The sequence below is a fragment of the Aquincola agrisoli genome, assembly GCF_036621135.1.
Classification (GTDB): domain Bacteria; phylum Pseudomonadota; class Gammaproteobacteria; order Burkholderiales; family Burkholderiaceae_C; genus Aquincola; species Aquincola agrisoli.
In genome coordinates this window covers 1-15,676 of sequence record NZ_JAZIBG010000037.1, presented here as the reverse complement: position 1 = coordinate 15,676, position 15,676 = coordinate 1, and the positions used below count along the sequence as shown (strand labels likewise).

Sequence of the window (15,676 nt, the reverse complement as noted above, 5' to 3'; positions counted from 1 at the left end):
GGCATTGGCAATGCGCGTGCCGGCGGCGCAGCCCCTCAGAACGGCCGGCGCGAGAACGGCGCACCGCGGTCGATCGCGGGCTCCACATAGGCCTGGGCAAGATAGCGCACGAGATCCTCGCCCTGCAGCGACAGGCCGGCCACCGTGCCCTTCAACGTCCCGCAGGGCTTGCCGTCATGCCGGATGGCCGCCTGCCAGTCGATCACGGCCCCGGCCGAGAAGCGGATCGTGTAGTCGAAAAGCAGCCCCGACCAGCGGTGCACGTGGGCACCCTGGGCCCAATCGATGCCCCACGCCGTGATCGTCATGGCGACGCCCCTCCCCCCAAAGTGCGCCATCCTTCCGGTGGTCCGACGATACGGAACGCCATTCCGCTTGCCAATGGGTGCACCCCGCCATCCGGTGATGCAGCGCTGATACGCCTGCGGCCGGCAACGGCCGTGCGGCGGGGCCGGCGTCAGCGCAGGCGGGCCACGATGCGGCCGAGCGTCACCAGCGCCTGCTCGGTGCGTGCATCCCAGGCATGGCCGTAGTTGAGCCGCAGGCAGTCGGTGAAGGCCCGCGTGGCCGAGAAGATGGGGCCCGGCGCCACGCTGATGCCGCTGGCCAGCGCTTGCTGGTGGACCTGCAGCGCATCGGTGCCGCGCGGCAGCTCGACCCACAGGAAGTAGCCGCCCGCCGGCCGGGTGGCGCGTGTGCCCGCGGGGAAATGCTCGCCCACGGCCTGCGCAAACGCCGTCTGCTGCAGGGCCAGCGTCCGGCGCAGCCGGCGCAGGTGCTTGTCGAAGCTGCCCTTCTCCAGGTAGGCGGCCAGCGCGGCCTGGGTGGGCGCCGGCGCGCTCAGCGTGGTGGTGAGCTTGAGCCGCGCCACCGCCTGGGTGTAGCGGCCGGGCACCGCCCAGCCGACGCGGTAGCCGGGCGCCAGGCACTTGGAGAACGAGGCGCAGTGCATCACCAGGCCCTGCGTGTCGAAGGCCTTGGCGGGCCGCGGGCGCTGCTCGCCGAAATACAGCTCGCCGTAGACGTCGTCCTCGATCAGCGGGATGCCGTGGCGCGACAGGATCTCCACCAGCGCAGCCTTCTTCGCCTCGGGCATCGAGCTGCCCAGCGGGTTCTGGAAGTTCGTCATCAGCCAGCACGCCTTGGGGCGGTGGCGCAGGATGGCCCGCTCCAGCGCCTCCAGCGCCATGCCTTCGCGCGGGTGCGTGGGCACCTCGATCGCTTCGAGCCCGATGCGTTCGAGCGCCTGCAGCGCGGCATAGAAGGTGGGCGATTCGATGAGCACCGCGTCGCCCGGCCGCGCCACCGCCGACAGGCACAGGTTCAGCGCCTCCATCGCGCCGTTGGTGATCACGATCTCGTCCACGCGCACGTGCATGCCGTCGGCCAGGTAGCGCAGCGCGATCTGCCTGCGCAGGGCCTCGTTGCCCGGCGTGAGGTCGTCGACGGTGCTCCACGGATCGAGCTGCTGCACGGCCGAGGCGCTCACCCGCGCCAGCCGCTGCAGCGGGAACAGCAGCGGGCTCGGGAAGGCCGAGCCCAGCGGCACGACATCGCGCGCCCGGGTCGATTCGAGGATCTCGAACACCCGGTCGCTGACCTCCAGGGCGACCGTGCCGCCATCGGGCGCGGAGGCGGCCTCGGGCTCGGGCGGGCGCCCCCGCACGCCCGCGGCGACGTAGTAGCCCGAGCGCTCGCGCGCCTCCACCAGCCGCTGCGCTTCCAGCAGGTAGTAGGCCTGGAAGACCGTCGAGGGGCTCACGCCCCGGCTGGCGCACGCCTGCCGTACCGACGGCAGCCGGTCGCCGGGGCGCAGCACGCCGCTGCCGATCGACTCGGCGATCTCCTTCGCCAGCGCCTCGTAGCGCTTCATGGGCCCCCTGATGTGTTGTTCCGATGCGGCGCCGATTCTCACGCAGCCGGCCTGCCGCCCCGCCACGCGCCCGGCGCCTTCGGCACCTCAGCGGCCGGCCAGCATCGCGAGGGTCTGCGGATCGCGCTGGCCGCCGCAGTGGCGCTCCAGCACCTGCGCGAACACCGGCTCGGCGGAGGCCGCCCGTTCGAACAGCGTCATGCACGACCGCAGCTTCAGCGCGTCGATGGGGCCGAAGATCGCTTCCGCCGGGGTGTGCGGTGCTGCAAGCACCAGGGCGCTGCAGGCCACGAGGCGGCTGCCCAGCACCGGGTGTCCGAGGTAGGCCCGTGCCTCGGCCAGGCCGGCCAGGCCGTAGTGCTGCGCCATGCCGCTGCGGCCCAGGCCGCGCAGCTGCGGGAAGACGAACCACATCCAGTGCGTCTGCTTGCGGCCGGCCGACAGCTCCGCCAGCACCTGCCCGTACACCGGCGCCTGCGCCGAGACGAAGCGCTCGAGGTCTGCCATGCCAGGGGTGTACCTCGCTTCGCCGCCGGCGCGGCTAGGAGCTTCCCTGAGCCGAGGATGCAGTCAGGCGCGGCAGCCAGCCGAAGGCGATCACGACCAGCGCGATGCCGGCCAGGCCCATCGGGACCACCATCGGCCAGGCGCCGTTCACCATCGACGGGTCGACGAACTGCGCCGCGGCCTGGCCCGCGCAGAACGCGACCAACATCATCCCGAAGCCGGACCAGGACACCGCGCGCCCCGCCAGGTGCGGCAGGTCGCCCACGGCGCCGGCCTGCCCGCAGGGCTGGTGGATGCCGTGCCCCAGCGCATACACCGCATGGCCCACGAGCAGCGGCAGCGCCGACTGCGGCGCGGCGAGGCATCCCGCGACCTGGATCGCCGGGCCCGCCAGGCTGAGCGTCGCGCCGATCTGCACGGTGCGCACCAACCCCAGGCGCCGCAGCAGGCGCCGGCACATCGTGGTGCTGAAGATGTAGACCAGCGAGCCGCCCGCGGGGATCCATCCGTACAGCGTGGGCGACAGGCCGAGGTGGTCGATGTAGACCATGGGCGACAGCAGTAGGAAGCAGAAGATCCCGCCGTAGGTCGACGCGGCGAGCAACGACCAGGCGCGGAAGCTGCGGCTGGCGAATACCTCGCGCAGGCTGCCGCGGGCGGCCCGCGCGTGCACGGCGGCCCGGCGCGTCTCGCCGAAGCCGCGCCAGCACAGGGCCAGCAGCACGAGCGCGTAGACGGCCATCGCGGCCATCACCCAGCGCCAGCCGGCGCCCTGCACCAGCCACGCGCCGAGCACCGGCGCGGCCAGCGCCACGATGCCCAGACCGGTGAGGCCCCGGGCCATGACGTGCGGGCCCTCGTGCGCCGGGTACAGGTCGCGCACCGCGGCACGTGTGCAAACCAGGATGTCGGCCATGGCAAAGCCCTGCAGCACGCGCCAGGCCACGAGCCAGCCGAGGCTGCCGGCGAAGGCGCAGCCCAGCGCCGCGAGCGCATAACACGCCAGTCCGGCCAGCAGCAGCGGCCGGCGGCCGAAACGGTCGGACAGCGGGCCGCAGACGAGCTGTGCGATGCCGAAGGCCAGCACGAACGCCGTGAGGCTCGCGCTGGCCGAGCCCAGCTCGCGTGCGATGGCGGGCAGCGCGGGCAGGTAGCTGTCGGTCGCGACCGGCTGGGCCGCCAGCAGCAGCGGCAGCAGGAGCGCGAACGAGACCGGCCGCCGCCAGGCGCCGCCGCCCTCGTTCATCGCGCGGGACCCGCCGCCGGGGCAGCGGCCCCTTGCGCGCGAAGGGCCTCGATCAGCTCGAGCGCCTGCGCGCCGGCGTCCTCGGCCAGCGCGGGGCTGAACCACTCGTCGGCCGCCTCGCGCGGCAGGCCGGCGCGCACCTGCTCGATGTTGGCGCGCATGCGGGCCGTGTCCACCTGCAGCGCCGGCAGCGCCCAGGCCATCGCGCGTGTGCTGCCGTGCGCGGCCATCAGCAGCTGCGGCCATTCGGCCAGCTCGGCCTGCCAGGCGCCGAGGGCACGCTCGTGCTGCTGCGGCATCACCGCCAGCAGGCCGGCCACGCGCTGCGGCGCCCGGTGCGCCGCAGCGAGCGCGACCATCGACGCCACCGGGTTGCGCTTGTGCGGCATGGCCGACGAGGCGCCGCGGCCGGTCTCACCGGGTTCCGCGACCTCGCCCACCTCGTACTGGCTGAGCAGCGCGATGTCGCAGGCGACCTTGCCCAGGCTGCCGGTCACCAGCGCCAGCTCGCAGCCGAGCGCGACCCATTCGTCGCGCTGCGTATGCCACTGCGTGCCGCCGTCGCGCAGGCCCAGCGCGGCGGCCATGCGCGCCCGCACCGCCGCACGCGGGTGGCGGCCCTGCCGCTGCATCTGCGCCAGCGTCCCGGCGGCACCGCCCAGCTGGATCTGCAGCGCGCGCTCGGAGGCCGTGCGCAGGCGCGCCATGCCGCGCACCAGCGGCGCCGCCCAGAGCGCGCACTTGAAGCCGAAGCTGGTGACCGAGGCCGGCTGCATCAGCGTGCGGGCGAGCATCGGCGTGGCGGCGTGCCGCTGCGCGAGCACCAGCAGCGCCTCGGTCGCCCGCGCGAGATCGGCCTGCACCAGCGCCACCGCCTCGCCGGTGACCATCGCCATCGCGCTGTCGATCACGTCCTGGCTGGTGCTGCCGAAGTGCACGTAGGGCACGGCGTCGGGGTTGAACAGGCCCACGGCCTCCTTCAGCGCCTTGACCAGCGGGATGGCCAGGCTGCCGGCGCGGCCGCTGTCGCGCCCGATCTTGTCGACGTCGAACAGGTCGACCTGGCAACTGCCGACGATCGAATGCGCGGCCGACGCGGGGATCAGCCCCTCCGCCGCCTGCGCCCGTGCCAGCGCCGCCTCGAACCGCAGCATCGCATCCACGAAGCTGCGGTCGCTGAAGGCGGCCAGCGTTTCGGAGGTGGACAGGAATCCCTCGAAGATGCTCATGTCGGGTTTGGGCTCACGTGTACCTGAGTTGTGCGGACGCTCGCAGTTCCTGGGCGGTGGCGGTGCCGAAGCCGAAGAACCCGAGGTAGGCCGGGATCATCTCGAACAGCATGTCGGTACCCACCTGGACCTCGCAGCCCCGCGCCATCGCCGCGCGCAGCAGCGGCGTGTATTCCGATTTCATCACCACCTCGCCGACGAAGGTCGACGGGGCGATGCGTTCGACGTCGAAGGGCAGCGGGTCGTCGGCCCGCATGCCCAGCGGCGTGGCGTTGACGACCACGTCGTAGCCCGCCGGATCTCGGGAGCCGGTGCGCACGGTGAGCAGCGGGTAGTGCGCGCGCAGGCGGCCGGCCAGCGCCTCGGCCGATGCGGCGTGGGCATCGAACAGCATCAGCTCGGCGGCGCCGGCGGCGGCGATCGATGCGGCGATGGCCGAGCCGACCCCGCCCGCGCCGGCCACCAGCACCCGCGCGCCGCGGAAGCTGCGGCCCTTGCGTTCCACGCCGCGCACGAAGCCGGTGCCGTCGAACAGGTCGCCGAGCAGCGAGCCGTCGTCGCGTTTGAGGATGGCGTTGCAGGCGCCGGCGATGCGCGCGGTGGTCGAGACCTCGTCCACCAGCGCCATGGTGGTGACCTTGTGCGGCATCGTCACCAGCGCGCCGCGCAGGTTGGACATGCGCATCACCTGGGGCAGCGTGGCCGCGTAGTCCTCGGGCCGCACGCCCATCGGGATCACGGCGGCGTCGATGCCGTGCCGATCGAACCAGGGGTTGTAGATCAGCGGCGCCTTGAAGGCCTCGGTCGGGAAGCCGAAGTGCGCGATGAGGGTGGTGGTGCCGGACAGCATGGCGCGGGGTCCTCAGGCGTGGGCTTGCTGGAGGGACGGCGAGGCCAGGCTCTGCTGCCGCAGGCGGTCGTATTCGGCCTTGTCCAGCGGCGTGGCGTCGGGGTCGCCCAGGTCGGTCATGCGCACGCGGTAGGTCTCGCGGGCGCTCATCGCGGCGAGGGCGGCGATCACGGTGATGCCGAAGGCCAGCGCCCCCACCGTCAACCAGATGTTGGCGGACCCCGGAGGCGCCACGGCGGTGAAGACGGCCGGCAGCATCGCGGTGACGGCGGTGCCCAGGTTCTGCGAGATGGCCATCGCCGACACGCGGGTGCGGGTGGGGAACAGCTCGGGGTAGAAGCTCGGGAACACGGCGTTGTAGCCCTGGTAGACCACGCCCCACATCAGCAGCGACATCGCGATGGCCAGCGGCACGTTGTGGATGCTGATCGCGTAGAGGTAGCCGAAGGCCAGCAGGCCGGCCAGCAAAGAGCCGACGATCAGCGGCGGCTTGCGGCCGATGCGGTCGGACAGGTTGCCCACGTAGGGGATCACCAGCACGGCCAGGATGTTGCCCAGCACCGGGATCCACAGGTACACGTCCTTCTCGAAGCCGATGCCGTAGGCGGGCTGCACCGCGTAGGCCGCGCCGAAGATGGTGGCCACCACGGGGATGACGTTCATCAGCGCCATCAGCACCACGCGCAGCATGTCGCGCCAGCTGTACTTGAAAGCGTCGACGATCGGCGAGCGCGGCACCTGGCGGCGTGCGCCTTCCTCGGTGAAGGCGGGGGTCTCGTCGACCTCGCGGCGGATGATGTAGCCGGCCACGATGACGATGAAGCTCAGCAAGAACGGGATGCGCCAGCCCCAGGTGTTGAACTGCTCGGTGGGCATGTAGTGCGCGAGCGGCAGGAACACGGCCGCGGCCATGATCTGGCCGGCCTGCACGCCCTGCAGCGCGAAGCTCGCGAAGAAGCCCCGGCGGCCGAAAGGCGCGTGCTCGAGGATCATCGAGCTGGCGCCGGAAATTTCACCGGCGACTGCGAAGCCCTGGATCAGGCGGCAGACGACCAGCAGGAACGGTGCCCACAGGCCGACCTGGTCGTAGGTGGGCAGCAGGCCCACGGCGATGGTCGAGAAGCCCATCAGGAACATGCACCAGACCAGCACCTTCTTGCGGCCGTGCGTGTCGCCCAGGTGGCCGAGCACGAAGGCGCCGATCGGGCGGGCCACGTAGCCCACCCCGTAGGTGGCGAGCGACGCGATGATCGCGATCGCCGGGTCGCCCTTCGGGAAGAAGATCTGCGGGAAGATCAGCGACGCGGCGGTCGCGTAGATGAAGAAGTCGTAGTACTCGAGGGCCGAACCGATCCAGCCGCTCGCGGCGGCTTTGGTCGATTGCTGGCGGACCTTCGGCCCGCGGGCCGTGGCTTGCGTCATGGTGTGTCTCCAGGGTGGAACGGGGCGGCCTGCGGCCGCAGGCTTCAGCGTGCGCGGGGATCGGGGTAGCGCAGCGGTGATCGGATCTCCGGGGCCAGCTCGGCGGGATAGACGAGCTCGCGCAGGAAGTCGGCGTCCTCGCGCACCGCGGCGGCGGCGGCATCGAGGCCGAAGTAGTCGAGGTAGTGCGGCATCTGCTGGATCAGCATCTCGAAGCCCGGCTGCGCATGCAGCCCGCGTGCACGGGCCGCCTGCACCAGCGGCGTGGGCTGGCCGCGCAGCAGGATGTCGAACAGCGCCGCGTGCGGCGCCATGCGCGCCACGTCGCAGGGCATCGGGTCGTCTGGGCGCAGGCCCAGCGGCGTGGCGTTGATGACGAGGTCGAAGCCCGCCGGGTCGGCCGTGGGCACGGCGACGACCGGCGTGTCGAAGGCCGCGTCGATGCGTGCCGCCACGCTGGCGGCCTTGCCCGGCGCGATGTCGTGCAGGGCGACCTCGAGCGCGCCGTCGTCCTCGCCGCCCTCGGCCAGCGTCACCGCGATGGCCGCCGCGCTGACGCCCGCGCCGAGCACCAGCACGCGCTTGCCGCGGAAGGGGATGCCGAAGCGGTCGAGCGCGCCGACCAGGCCTTCGCCGTCGAACAGGTCGGCCTCCAGGCCGGCGCCCTCGGGCATGCGCCGCACCACGTTGGCCGAGCCGGCGACGCGGGCGAAGAGGCCGCAGCCGTCCACCAGGTCGGCCACCAGCGGCTTGTGCGGCGGCGCGATCAGCAGGCCCCGGACGTTGCGCGCCAGGAAGGAGGCCTTCAGCCAGACGGTGAAGTCGCGCGCCCTCACCTGCACGGGCACCATCACCGCATCGAGGCCGAAGCGGGCGAAGACGGCGTTGAACATGCGGGGCAGGCGCACGTTGCCGACGGGATCGCCAGGGATCAGGTACAGCTCGGTACTGCCGCGGATGTCCGCCATGGGGTGCTCCGGTGTGTTCGACAATCGCACGGGTTGTGCGATTCACCGGAACTCTAGGTGCCAACCTGACGCTTTTGAAGGCGCTTCCTCCGTTCAACGAACGATCATCGAACTTTATTGATCGATCATCGAACGCTTATCGGGTTTGCCCTGAATCCCCTGCCCCTCGCCGCTCCGCACACTGCGCCATGGCCGAACCCGACCCGAGAGCCCCCGGCGACGACGCCCCGCCCCCGGGGCTGGACCGGCGCGACTGGATCGCCGGGCTGGAGCGCGGCGTCGGCCTGATCGAGGCCTTCGACGACGCACATCCGCGCATGACGGCGAGCGAGGCGGGCCAGCGCACCGGCATGACCCGCACCGCCGCCCGCCGCTACCTGCTGACGCTGCAGCACATGGGCTACGTCGCCAGCGACGGCAAGATGTTCTGGCTCACGCCGCGGGTGCTGCGGCTGGGCCAGTCGTATCTGGAGTCGGCGCGGCTGCCGCGGGTGGTGCAGCCCTTCCTGCAGCGCGTGGCCGCGGGCACGCACGAGATCGCCTACCTCAGCGTGCTCGACGGCGACGACGTGGTCTACATCGCACGCAACGGCCCCAACCGCAGCATGAACACCGGCTACGTGCTGGGCGCGCGCGTGCCGGCGCAGGTGACCGCGGCGGGGCTGCTGATGCTCGCGCTGCGGCCCGACGACGAACGGGCGCACTGGGTCGATACACACGCGCTGAAGGTCTTCACCCCGCACACCATCGCCAGCAAGGACCGCATGCGGCTGGAGCTGGCGCGCATCCGCGCCCAGGGCTGGGCGATCTCCGAGCAGCAGCTCGACCTCAACTCGCGCGGCATCGCGGTGCCGCTGCGCGACCGCCACGGGGTGCTCGTCGGGGCGCTCAACGTCACGATGCCGATGGGCCACGAAAGCAGTGACGACGCCGTCGCCCGCGTGCTGCCGGTGCTGCGCGAGACCGCGCAGGCGATGCGCAACCTCATCTGAGCAAGGTCAGCCGGGCGCTTCGGCGTCGGGCCGCGGCCCGCCCGCGCGCTCCAGCGAGGTGGAGAGCACGAAGCGGTTCTCCGGGTGCAGCGTCAGCGAGATCTCGAACACCTTGCCGGCGCTGTCCAGGTAGCGGCGCAGCACCTTCAGCGCCGGCGTGCCGGGCTCGACCTGGAGCTCTTCGGCCAGCGCCTTGGGCACCGAGGTGGCGCTGATCTCCTGGCGGATCTGCACGATGCGCCGGCCGTAGCGGCGTTCGATCAGCGAGCTGATCAGCGTCTCGGGCGATTCCCGCACCAGTGCGCCGATCTCGGTGTACGCCGCGTCGACGTACACGTCGGTCCAGGCGATGGGCCGGCTCCTGCGGCCGCCGTCCATGCGCAGGCTGGAGATGCGCAGCCATGCGCTGCCCGCGTCGCAACCCAGCTGCGCGGCCAGGCCGGCATCGGCCACGACGTCCTCGACGCTGCGCACCAGCCGGACGTGGGCGGCGCCGAACTGCGCCAGCTCGTCCACCGTGGCGATGGACTGCGTGAAGCGCCGCGCCGGGCGTGGCGCCTCGACCCGCGTGCCCACGTTGCGCTTGCGCGAGATGAGGCCGAGCTCCTGCAGTTCATCGAGCGCCTTGCGCACCGTGTAGCGCGACGCACCGTAGCGGTCGCACAGCTCGAACTCCGTCGGCAGCAGCGTGCCCACCGCGAAGCGCCCCGCGGTGATGCCCTCGACCAACTCGCGCGCCAGTTCTGAATGGTTCATATGTTCGAACATTAACAGACATAAGGCCGGTCGCCGGTGCGGCGGGTAAACCCGGAGTGCCTATTTGTTCGAACATATTAAAGTCCATATGTTCGAACAAATTACCTGGCACCCAGGAGCCCTCCATGTTCCCAGCGTCTTCCAGCACCGTCGTCGACTCGATCCTGTTCCGCGATGCCTTCGGCACGCCCGCGATGCGCGAGGTGTTCTGCGACCGCGCGCTCATCGGCCGCTACATCGAGGTGGAAGTGGCGCTGGCGCGCGCCGAGGCGCGCTGCGGCGTTATCCCGGCCGAGGCCGCCGAGGTCATCGCCCGCGAATCCCGGCTCGAGCGCATCGACTTCGACCACATGCGCCACGAGACGGACATCGTCGGCTACCCGATCCTGCCGCTGGTCCACCAGCTCGTCGGGATGTGCGGCGACGCCGGCCGCTACATCCACTGGGGCGCCACCACCCAGGACATCATGGACACGGCCAACGTGCTGCAGGTCCGCGCCGCGCTCGACCTCGTGGACGCGGACATCCGCGACCTGCGCGGCATCCTGGCCGGCCTGGCGCAGAAATACCGCGACACGCCGATGGCCGGCCGCACCCACCTGCAGCAGGCGCTGCCGGTGACCTTCGGCTACAAGGCCGCGATCTGGCTGGCCATGTTCGACCGCCACCAGCAGCGGCTGGCGCAGCTGCGCGAACGGGTGCAGGTGGTCGGCTTCGCCGGCGCCGCGGGCACGCTCGCCTCGCTCGGCACCCAAGGCTTCGAGGTGCAGCAGGCGCTGGCCGACGAACTGGGCCTGCAGGTGCCCGCCACCACCTGGCATGTGGCGCGCGACGGCTTCGCCGAGGCGGTGAACCTGCTGGCGCTGGTCACCGGCTCGCTGGGCAAGATCGCCGTCGACGTGATGATCATGGCGTCGACCGAGTTCGGCGAGCTGTACGAGCCCTTCGTCAAGGGCCGGGGCGCCAGCAGCACGATGCCGCAGAAGCGCAACCCGATCTCCAGCGAGCTGATGCTGGCGGCCGCCAAGGCCGTGCGCCAGCACGCCGGCCTGATGACCGACGCGATGATCCAGGACTTCGAGCGCGCCACCGGCCCGTGGCATGCGGAATGGATCGCGCTGCCGGAGAGCTTCATCCTCACCGCCGGCGCGCTGCACCAGGCGAAGTTCGCGCTCGGCGGCCTGATCGTCGACGCCGACCGCATGCGCCACAACCTCGGCATCAGCCGCGGCCTCATCGTGGCCGAGGCCGTGATGATGGGGCTGGCCCCCGCGATGGGCCGGCAGCAGGCGCACGACGTGGTCTACGACGCCTGCCGCACGGTCAACGAGCAGGGCGGCACGCTGGCCGAGGCGCTGGCCGCGCTGCCCGAGGTCACCCGGCACTTCGACCGCGCCGCGATCGACCGGCTGACCGATCCCGCCAACTACCTCGGCCTCGCGCCGCAGATGGTCGACCGCGCCGTCGCGCTGTCCACGCAGGCCGGGCGCTGAAGCGCCGCGCCCATCCTCCTCCCCCCTTCCCCCCGTCCCGCCCTCTTCTTGTGGAGACAACCATGTCCAAGCTCGTGAAACGTGTGGCCGCGCTCGTGGCCGCCACCGCCGTCTGGTCCCTGGCGCCGCAGGCGCATGCGCAGGCCTGGCCTGCCAAGCCGGTCACCTGGGTGGTGCCCTTCGCCGCGGGCGGCCCCACCGACGCGATGGCGCGCGACATCGCCGACAAGGTCGGCAAGCAGCTCGGCCAGCAGGTGATCATCGAGAACATCGGCGGCGCCGGCGGCACCATCGGCGCGGGCAAGGTGGCCAAGGCCGCGGCCGACGGCTACACCTTCCTCGTCGGGCACATGGGCTACATGGGCGCCGGCCCGTCGCTCTACAAGAAGCTGACCTACGACCCGGTCAAGGACTTCGACGCCGTCTTCCGCTTCCCCGACACGCCGCTGGTCCTGCTGGTGCCGAAGTCGTCGCCGTTCAAGACCGCCGAGGAGCTGATCGCCGCGGCGAAGAAGGCGCCGGGCAAGATCAACTTCGGCAACGCCGGCGTGGGCTCCACCTCCCACCTCATCGCCGCGCTGTTCGAGAGCAAGGCCGGCATCGACGTGACCCCCGTCCCCTACAAGGGCGCGGCACCCGCGATGAACGACCTGATCGCCGGCCAGGTCGACGCCATGTTCGACCAGAGCAACACCGCGCTGCCGCAGGTGGCCGGCGGCCGCGTCAACGCCATCGCGCTGACCTCGCTGCAGCCCATGCCCCAGCAGTACCCGAACGTCCCGCCGCTGGCCGCCGGGACCCTGCCCGGCTTCGAGGCCGCCACCTGGTACGGCCTCTACGCGCCCAAGGGCACGCCGAAGGACGTGCTGGCCAAGCTGCATGCGGCCTATCTCAAGGCCCTGGGCGATGCGCAGTGGACGAAGAAGATGGCGGACCAGGGCATCCAGCTGCTGCCCGAGGCGCAGTACGCGCCGGGGGCCTTTGCCGCGCACACCGCGGCGGAGGTCGACAAGTGGCGCAAGGTGGCCGCCGACGCCAACATCCAGATCGACTGAGCGCACGCTGCACGGGAGCCCCGCCATGACGCAGATCGCCCAGGAGGACGTGGTCGAGAGCATCGCCGGCGCGCTCCAGCACGTCAGCCACCACCACCCGCCCGACTTCGTGCAGGCGCTGCGCCGCGCGCACGAGGCCGAGACGCATCCGCCGGCCCGGGCGGCCCTGATGCAGCTGCTGGTCAACAGCCGCCTCAGCGCCACCCACCGCCGGCCGCTGTGCCAGGACACCGGCGTCGCGCAGGTCTTCGCGCGCGTCGGCATGGGCGTGCGCTTCATGCGCCGCGACGGCGCGCCGCTGCGCAGCCTGCAGGCGCTGGCCGACGAGGCCACGCGCCGGGCCTACACCGAGCCGGCGAACCCGCTGCGCGCGACGATGGTCGGCGACCCGCTGGGCCGGCGCGCCAACACCCGCGACAACACGCCGGCCATCGTGCAGGCCGAGCTGGTCGACGGCGACACGCTGGAGCTGCTGGTCGTGGCCAAGGGCGGCGGCGGCGACGTCAAGGCGCGCTTCGCCACCCTCAACCCCAGCGACAGCGTGGCGGACTGGGTGCTGGCGCAGCTGCCCGGCATGGGCGCGGGCTGGTGCCCGCCGGGCATCGTCGGCATCGGCATCGGCGGCAGCCCCGAGCAGGCGATGCTGCTGGCCAAGCTGTCGCTGTTCGAGCCGATCGACATCGACCTGCTGCGCGCACGCGGCGCCGCCGACGCGGCCGAGGCGCTGCGGCTCGAGCTGCACACGCGCATCAATGCGCTGGGCATCGGCGCCCAGGGGCTGGGCGGGCTGAGCACCGTGCTCGACGTGAAGGTGCGCACGGCGCCCTGCCATGCGGCCACCATCCCGGTGGCGCTGGTGCCCAACTGCGCCGCGACGCGCTACCTGCGGCTGACGCTCGACGGCCGCGGCGCGGCGCCGATCCCCTGGCCGTCGCCGGCGGCATGGGACGGCATCCCCGACCGCTTCGAGGCCGAGGGCGCGGTGCGGGTCGACCTCGACCGGCTCGACGCCGCCACGGTGGCCAGCTGGCGCGCGGGGCAGACGCTGCTGCTGTCCGGCCGGGTGCTCACCGCGCGCGACGCCGCGCACAAGCGCCTGGTCGACCTGCTGGCCCGCGGCGAGGCGCTGCCGGTCGACCTGCGGGGCCGCACGGTCTACTACGTGGGTCCGGTGGATGCGGTGCCCGGCGAGGCGGTGGGCCCGGCAGGGCCGACCACCGCCACCCGCATGGACAAGTTCGTCGAGCCGCTGCTGTCGCGCACCGGGCTGCTGGCGATGATCGGCAAGGCCGAGCGCGGCGCGCAGGCCATCGATTCGATCCGCCGCCACGGCGCGGCCTACCTTTCGGCGACCGGTGGCGCCGCCTACCTGCTGTCGCGGTCGATCCGCAGTGCCCGGGTCGTGGCGTTCGAGGACCTCGGCATGGAGGCGATCCACGAGTTCGAGCTGGCGGATTTCCCCGTCACCGTCGACGTCGACGCCCGGGGCCGCTGCGTCCGCCGCATCGTGCCGGCCTGAAGGCCGGCCTGAAGGGCGGGCCTCACGGCGAGGCGTGGAACACGCCGTGCACGGGGTCGTTGTAGGCGACCTCGCAGGCTTCGCGCAGGGCCCGGATGCGCCGGTTGTCGGCATCGGGCCCGCGGCTGACGAACGCGATCTGCCGCGACGGTGCCTGGGCGCCGAGCGCGATCTCGCGCACCGGGTGCGCGACGCTGATCGGGTGCCGCGGCTTCGGCACCACCGACAGCCCCTGCCCTGCCGACACCATCGCGACGATGGTGTCGATCGAGTCGATCTCGATCGTGCTGCGCGCCCGCGGCGCCAGCCGGTGCAGGTAGCCGGCGGCCATGCGCCCGCCGGTGAGCGTGGTGTCGAACTGGATCCAGTCGTGCGCGGCCAGCAGTTCCGACAGCGTGGCGCCCGTGCTGTCGGGCGGGGCGATCAGCACGAAGGCCTCGCGCGCCAGCAGCTGCCAGTGCAGCCGCTTGGAGCCGCCGCCCGCCGGCCGGATCACCACCGCGGCATCGATCTCGCCGGCCTTCAGCTGCTCCAGCAGCACGCCCGAGTCGCCCTGCACCGCACGCACCGAGAGCTGCGGATGGCGCCTGCGCACGTCGGCCAGCGCGACCGGCAGCGTGCTGGTCTGCACCGTGCGGATGGTGCCGATCGTCACGCGGCCCGCCGCCTGCGGCTGCGAGCGTGTCCTCAGCGCGTCCATCTTCGCCAGCGATTCCTGCATCGTTGACGAAAGCTCACGCGCGATCGCGGTGGGCTGCACGACACGGCCGGTGCGGTCGAACAGCGGCTGGCCGAAATGCTCCTCGAGGCGCTTCACCTGCAGGCTCACCGCGCTGGGCGTGAGGCCGACCTCCTCGGCCGCCGCGGCAAAGCTGCCGCGCCGAAGGATTGCGTCGAGCGTCGCGAGGAACACCAGCTTCATTGAGTTTTTCTCATCTGTCGGTTAACAAAACGTCGTTTCGCCTAGCAGCACGGCAACTTTACAGTTGCCCTCGGCCGCCCCACGGGGCAACGGCCTAGAAGAAACCCTATCGATCGCATCTCGCTGCAAGGCCACAGGTTCCAGAAGAGGACCGGGCACGCAGCCTGTTCGGAGACAACCGTGCGAGACCCTGAAGTTCATTGCGCCGTCGCAACGCGGCCCCTTCCACCCCCCGCCCACGTTTCATCACCGGCCGCCTGCACCCGTGTCCCCGAGCTCGACAGGGCTCAGCGCGTCGCCAGCGACTGCGTCAGCCCCGAGGACATCGACTGGCTCTCCAAGGGCTTCAGCGCCTTCCTCGCCAGCGGCGGCCGGCTGCCGCTGGAGCGCTGCCTGCACCTGCCGACCAACGAGAGCGCGCTGCGCCGTGCACGCCGCGACCACTGGCTGCGCCATGCCTGGTCCTGCCTGGAGACCGAGTCGTCTCCCTGGCGCCGCTCCGAACTGCTGGCCGCCGAAGTGCGGCGCTTCGAGTCGCGCAAGTGGGCGCGCTGGTCGATGCTGGAACGCCCCCCGGAAGGCTGCGGCGCATTGGACCGCGCGCTGTTCGAGGCCTTCCGCGCCCATGGGCGCGTGCCGTCCACCGCCATGCAGCTCCACAACATCGCCGGCGTCCGCAAGGCGGCGTGACACACCAGCCCCACCCATCACACCACGAAGGAGACACCCCATGACCAAGACCAAGACGACGACGACGACGAGAAGATGGCTGCTGAACGCGGCGGGCACGGCGCTGCTGGCGCTGAGCGCGGTGGTGCCGCTGCAGGCGCAGGCGCAGGACATC

General features: G+C 71.9%; 15 protein-coding genes. 5 read left to right on the top strand and 10 right to left on the bottom strand.

Features of this window, described 5'->3' with window-relative positions:
* Window positions 1-35: 35 nt before the first annotated feature.
* The 8 genes from V4F39_RS19810 to V4F39_RS19775 all read right to left on the bottom strand — a co-directional run bounded on the left by V4F39_RS19810 (window position 36) and on the right by V4F39_RS19775 (window position 8,095).
* Entirely contained in the window at window positions 36-308 is a 273-nt protein-coding gene (locus tag V4F39_RS19810) for a hypothetical protein (protein ID WP_332291611.1), read from the bottom strand.
* Window positions 309-457: 149 nt separating this feature from the next.
* A complete protein-coding gene (locus V4F39_RS19805) occupies window positions 458-1,873 on the bottom strand; it encodes an aminotransferase-like domain-containing protein (protein ID WP_332291610.1) in 1,416 nt (471 codons plus the stop codon).
* 87 nt (window positions 1,874-1,960) lie between these two features.
* Complete coding sequence (locus tag V4F39_RS19800) at window positions 1,961-2,380, bottom strand: DUF1810 domain-containing protein (RefSeq protein ID WP_332291608.1); 420 nt, start codon at window positions 2,378-2,380, stop codon at window positions 1,961-1,963.
* 34 nt (window positions 2,381-2,414) lie between these two features.
* Window positions 2,415-3,626: a Bcr/CflA family efflux MFS transporter gene (locus tag V4F39_RS19795; protein WP_332291607.1), complete on the bottom strand. Its 1,212-nt coding sequence runs from the start codon at window positions 3,624-3,626 to the stop codon at window positions 2,415-2,417.
* Window positions 3,623-4,855: a lyase family protein gene (locus V4F39_RS19790; RefSeq protein ID WP_332291606.1), complete on the bottom strand. Its 1,233-nt coding sequence runs from the start codon at window positions 4,853-4,855 to the stop codon at window positions 3,623-3,625. Before V4F39_RS19790 ends, V4F39_RS19795 begins: the two co-directional genes overlap by 4 nt.
* Before the next feature lie 13 nt (window positions 4,856-4,868).
* Window positions 4,869-5,705 (bottom strand): shikimate dehydrogenase family protein, encoded by an 837-nt coding sequence (locus V4F39_RS19785; RefSeq protein ID WP_332291604.1) that lies wholly within the window; start codon window positions 5,703-5,705, stop codon window positions 4,869-4,871.
* A 12-nt stretch (window positions 5,706-5,717) separates the two neighbouring features.
* Complete coding sequence (locus V4F39_RS19780) at window positions 5,718-7,127, bottom strand: MFS transporter (RefSeq protein WP_332291602.1); 1,410 nt, start codon at window positions 7,125-7,127, stop codon at window positions 5,718-5,720.
* A gap of 44 nt (window positions 7,128-7,171) precedes the next feature.
* A complete protein-coding gene (locus tag V4F39_RS19775; protein WP_332291600.1) occupies window positions 7,172-8,095 on the bottom strand; it encodes a shikimate dehydrogenase family protein in 924 nt (307 codons plus the stop codon).
* Between the two features lie 188 nt (window positions 8,096-8,283).
* Between V4F39_RS19775 and V4F39_RS19770 the strand changes: the two genes are divergently transcribed.
* Window positions 8,284-9,087 (top strand): IclR family transcriptional regulator domain-containing protein, encoded by an 804-nt coding sequence (locus tag V4F39_RS19770; RefSeq protein ID WP_332291598.1) that lies wholly within the window; start codon window positions 8,284-8,286, stop codon window positions 9,085-9,087.
* A gap of 6 nt (window positions 9,088-9,093) precedes the next feature.
* Here the strand turns inward: V4F39_RS19770 and V4F39_RS19765 are convergent, their stop codons facing one another.
* Window positions 9,094-9,843 (bottom strand): GntR family transcriptional regulator, encoded by a 750-nt coding sequence (locus V4F39_RS19765; RefSeq protein WP_332291597.1) that lies wholly within the window; start codon window positions 9,841-9,843, stop codon window positions 9,094-9,096.
* 125 nt (window positions 9,844-9,968) lie between these two features.
* On the opposite strand from V4F39_RS19765, the gene pcaB reads away from it, so the two are divergent.
* The 3 genes from pcaB to V4F39_RS19750 all read left to right on the top strand — a co-directional run bounded on the left by pcaB (window position 9,969) and on the right by V4F39_RS19750 (window position 13,910).
* Entirely contained in the window at window positions 9,969-11,336 is a 1,368-nt protein-coding gene (gene pcaB, locus V4F39_RS19760) for a 3-carboxy-cis,cis-muconate cycloisomerase (RefSeq protein ID WP_332291595.1), read from the top strand.
* Window positions 11,337-11,398: 62 nt separating this feature from the next.
* Complete coding sequence (locus V4F39_RS19755) at window positions 11,399-12,391, top strand: Bug family tripartite tricarboxylate transporter substrate binding protein (protein WP_332291593.1); 993 nt, start codon at window positions 11,399-11,401, stop codon at window positions 12,389-12,391.
* 25 nt (window positions 12,392-12,416) lie between these two features.
* Entirely contained in the window at window positions 12,417-13,910 is a 1,494-nt protein-coding gene (locus tag V4F39_RS19750; protein WP_332291592.1) for a fumarate hydratase, read from the top strand.
* A 22-nt stretch (window positions 13,911-13,932) separates the two neighbouring features.
* Here V4F39_RS19750 and V4F39_RS19745 read toward each other — a convergent pair whose 3' ends face one another.
* Window positions 13,933-14,832 (bottom strand): LysR family transcriptional regulator, encoded by a 900-nt coding sequence (locus V4F39_RS19745; protein WP_332291590.1) that lies wholly within the window; start codon window positions 14,830-14,832, stop codon window positions 13,933-13,935.
* Between the two features lie 180 nt (window positions 14,833-15,012).
* On the opposite strand from V4F39_RS19745, the gene V4F39_RS19740 reads away from it, so the two are divergent.
* Window positions 15,013-15,522, top strand: a complete 510-nt coding sequence (locus V4F39_RS19740; RefSeq protein ID WP_332291589.1) for a hypothetical protein — start codon at window positions 15,013-15,015, stop codon at window positions 15,520-15,522.
* Window positions 15,523-15,676 lie beyond the last annotated feature (154 nt).

Bases quoted from the DNA above. Each gene is read 5' to 3' on its own strand.
- V4F39_RS19810 (WP_332291611.1), bottom strand. From the start codon at position 308: ATGACGATCACGGCGTGGGGCATCGATTGGGCCCAGGGTGCCCACGTG.
- V4F39_RS19805 (WP_332291610.1), bottom strand. From the start codon at position 1,873: ATGAAGCGCTACGAGGCGCTGGCGAAGGAGATCGCCGAGTCGATCGGC.
- V4F39_RS19800 (WP_332291608.1), bottom strand. From the start codon at position 2,380: ATGGCAGACCTCGAGCGCTTCGTCTCGGCGCAGGCGCCGGTGTACGGG.
- V4F39_RS19795 (WP_332291607.1), bottom strand. From the start codon at position 3,626: ATGAACGAGGGCGGCGGCGCCTGGCGGCGGCCGGTCTCGTTCGCGCTC.
- V4F39_RS19790 (WP_332291606.1), bottom strand. From the start codon at position 4,855: ATGAGCATCTTCGAGGGATTCCTGTCCACCTCCGAAACGCTGGCCGCC.
- V4F39_RS19785 (WP_332291604.1), bottom strand. From the start codon at position 5,705: ATGCTGTCCGGCACCACCACCCTCATCGCGCACTTCGGCTTCCCGACC.
- V4F39_RS19780 (WP_332291602.1), bottom strand. From the start codon at position 7,127: ATGACGCAAGCCACGGCCCGCGGGCCGAAGGTCCGCCAGCAATCGACC.
- V4F39_RS19775 (WP_332291600.1), bottom strand. From the start codon at position 8,095: ATGGCGGACATCCGCGGCAGTACCGAGCTGTACCTGATCCCTGGCGAT.
- V4F39_RS19770 (WP_332291598.1), top strand. From the start codon at position 8,284: ATGGCCGAACCCGACCCGAGAGCCCCCGGCGACGACGCCCCGCCCCCG.
- V4F39_RS19765 (WP_332291597.1), bottom strand. From the start codon at position 9,843: ATGAACCATTCAGAACTGGCGCGCGAGTTGGTCGAGGGCATCACCGCG.
- pcaB (WP_332291595.1), top strand. From the start codon at position 9,969: ATGTTCCCAGCGTCTTCCAGCACCGTCGTCGACTCGATCCTGTTCCGC.
- V4F39_RS19755 (WP_332291593.1), top strand. From the start codon at position 11,399: ATGTCCAAGCTCGTGAAACGTGTGGCCGCGCTCGTGGCCGCCACCGCC.
- V4F39_RS19750 (WP_332291592.1), top strand. From the start codon at position 12,417: ATGACGCAGATCGCCCAGGAGGACGTGGTCGAGAGCATCGCCGGCGCG.
- V4F39_RS19745 (WP_332291590.1), bottom strand. From the start codon at position 14,832: ATGAAGCTGGTGTTCCTCGCGACGCTCGACGCAATCCTTCGGCGCGGC.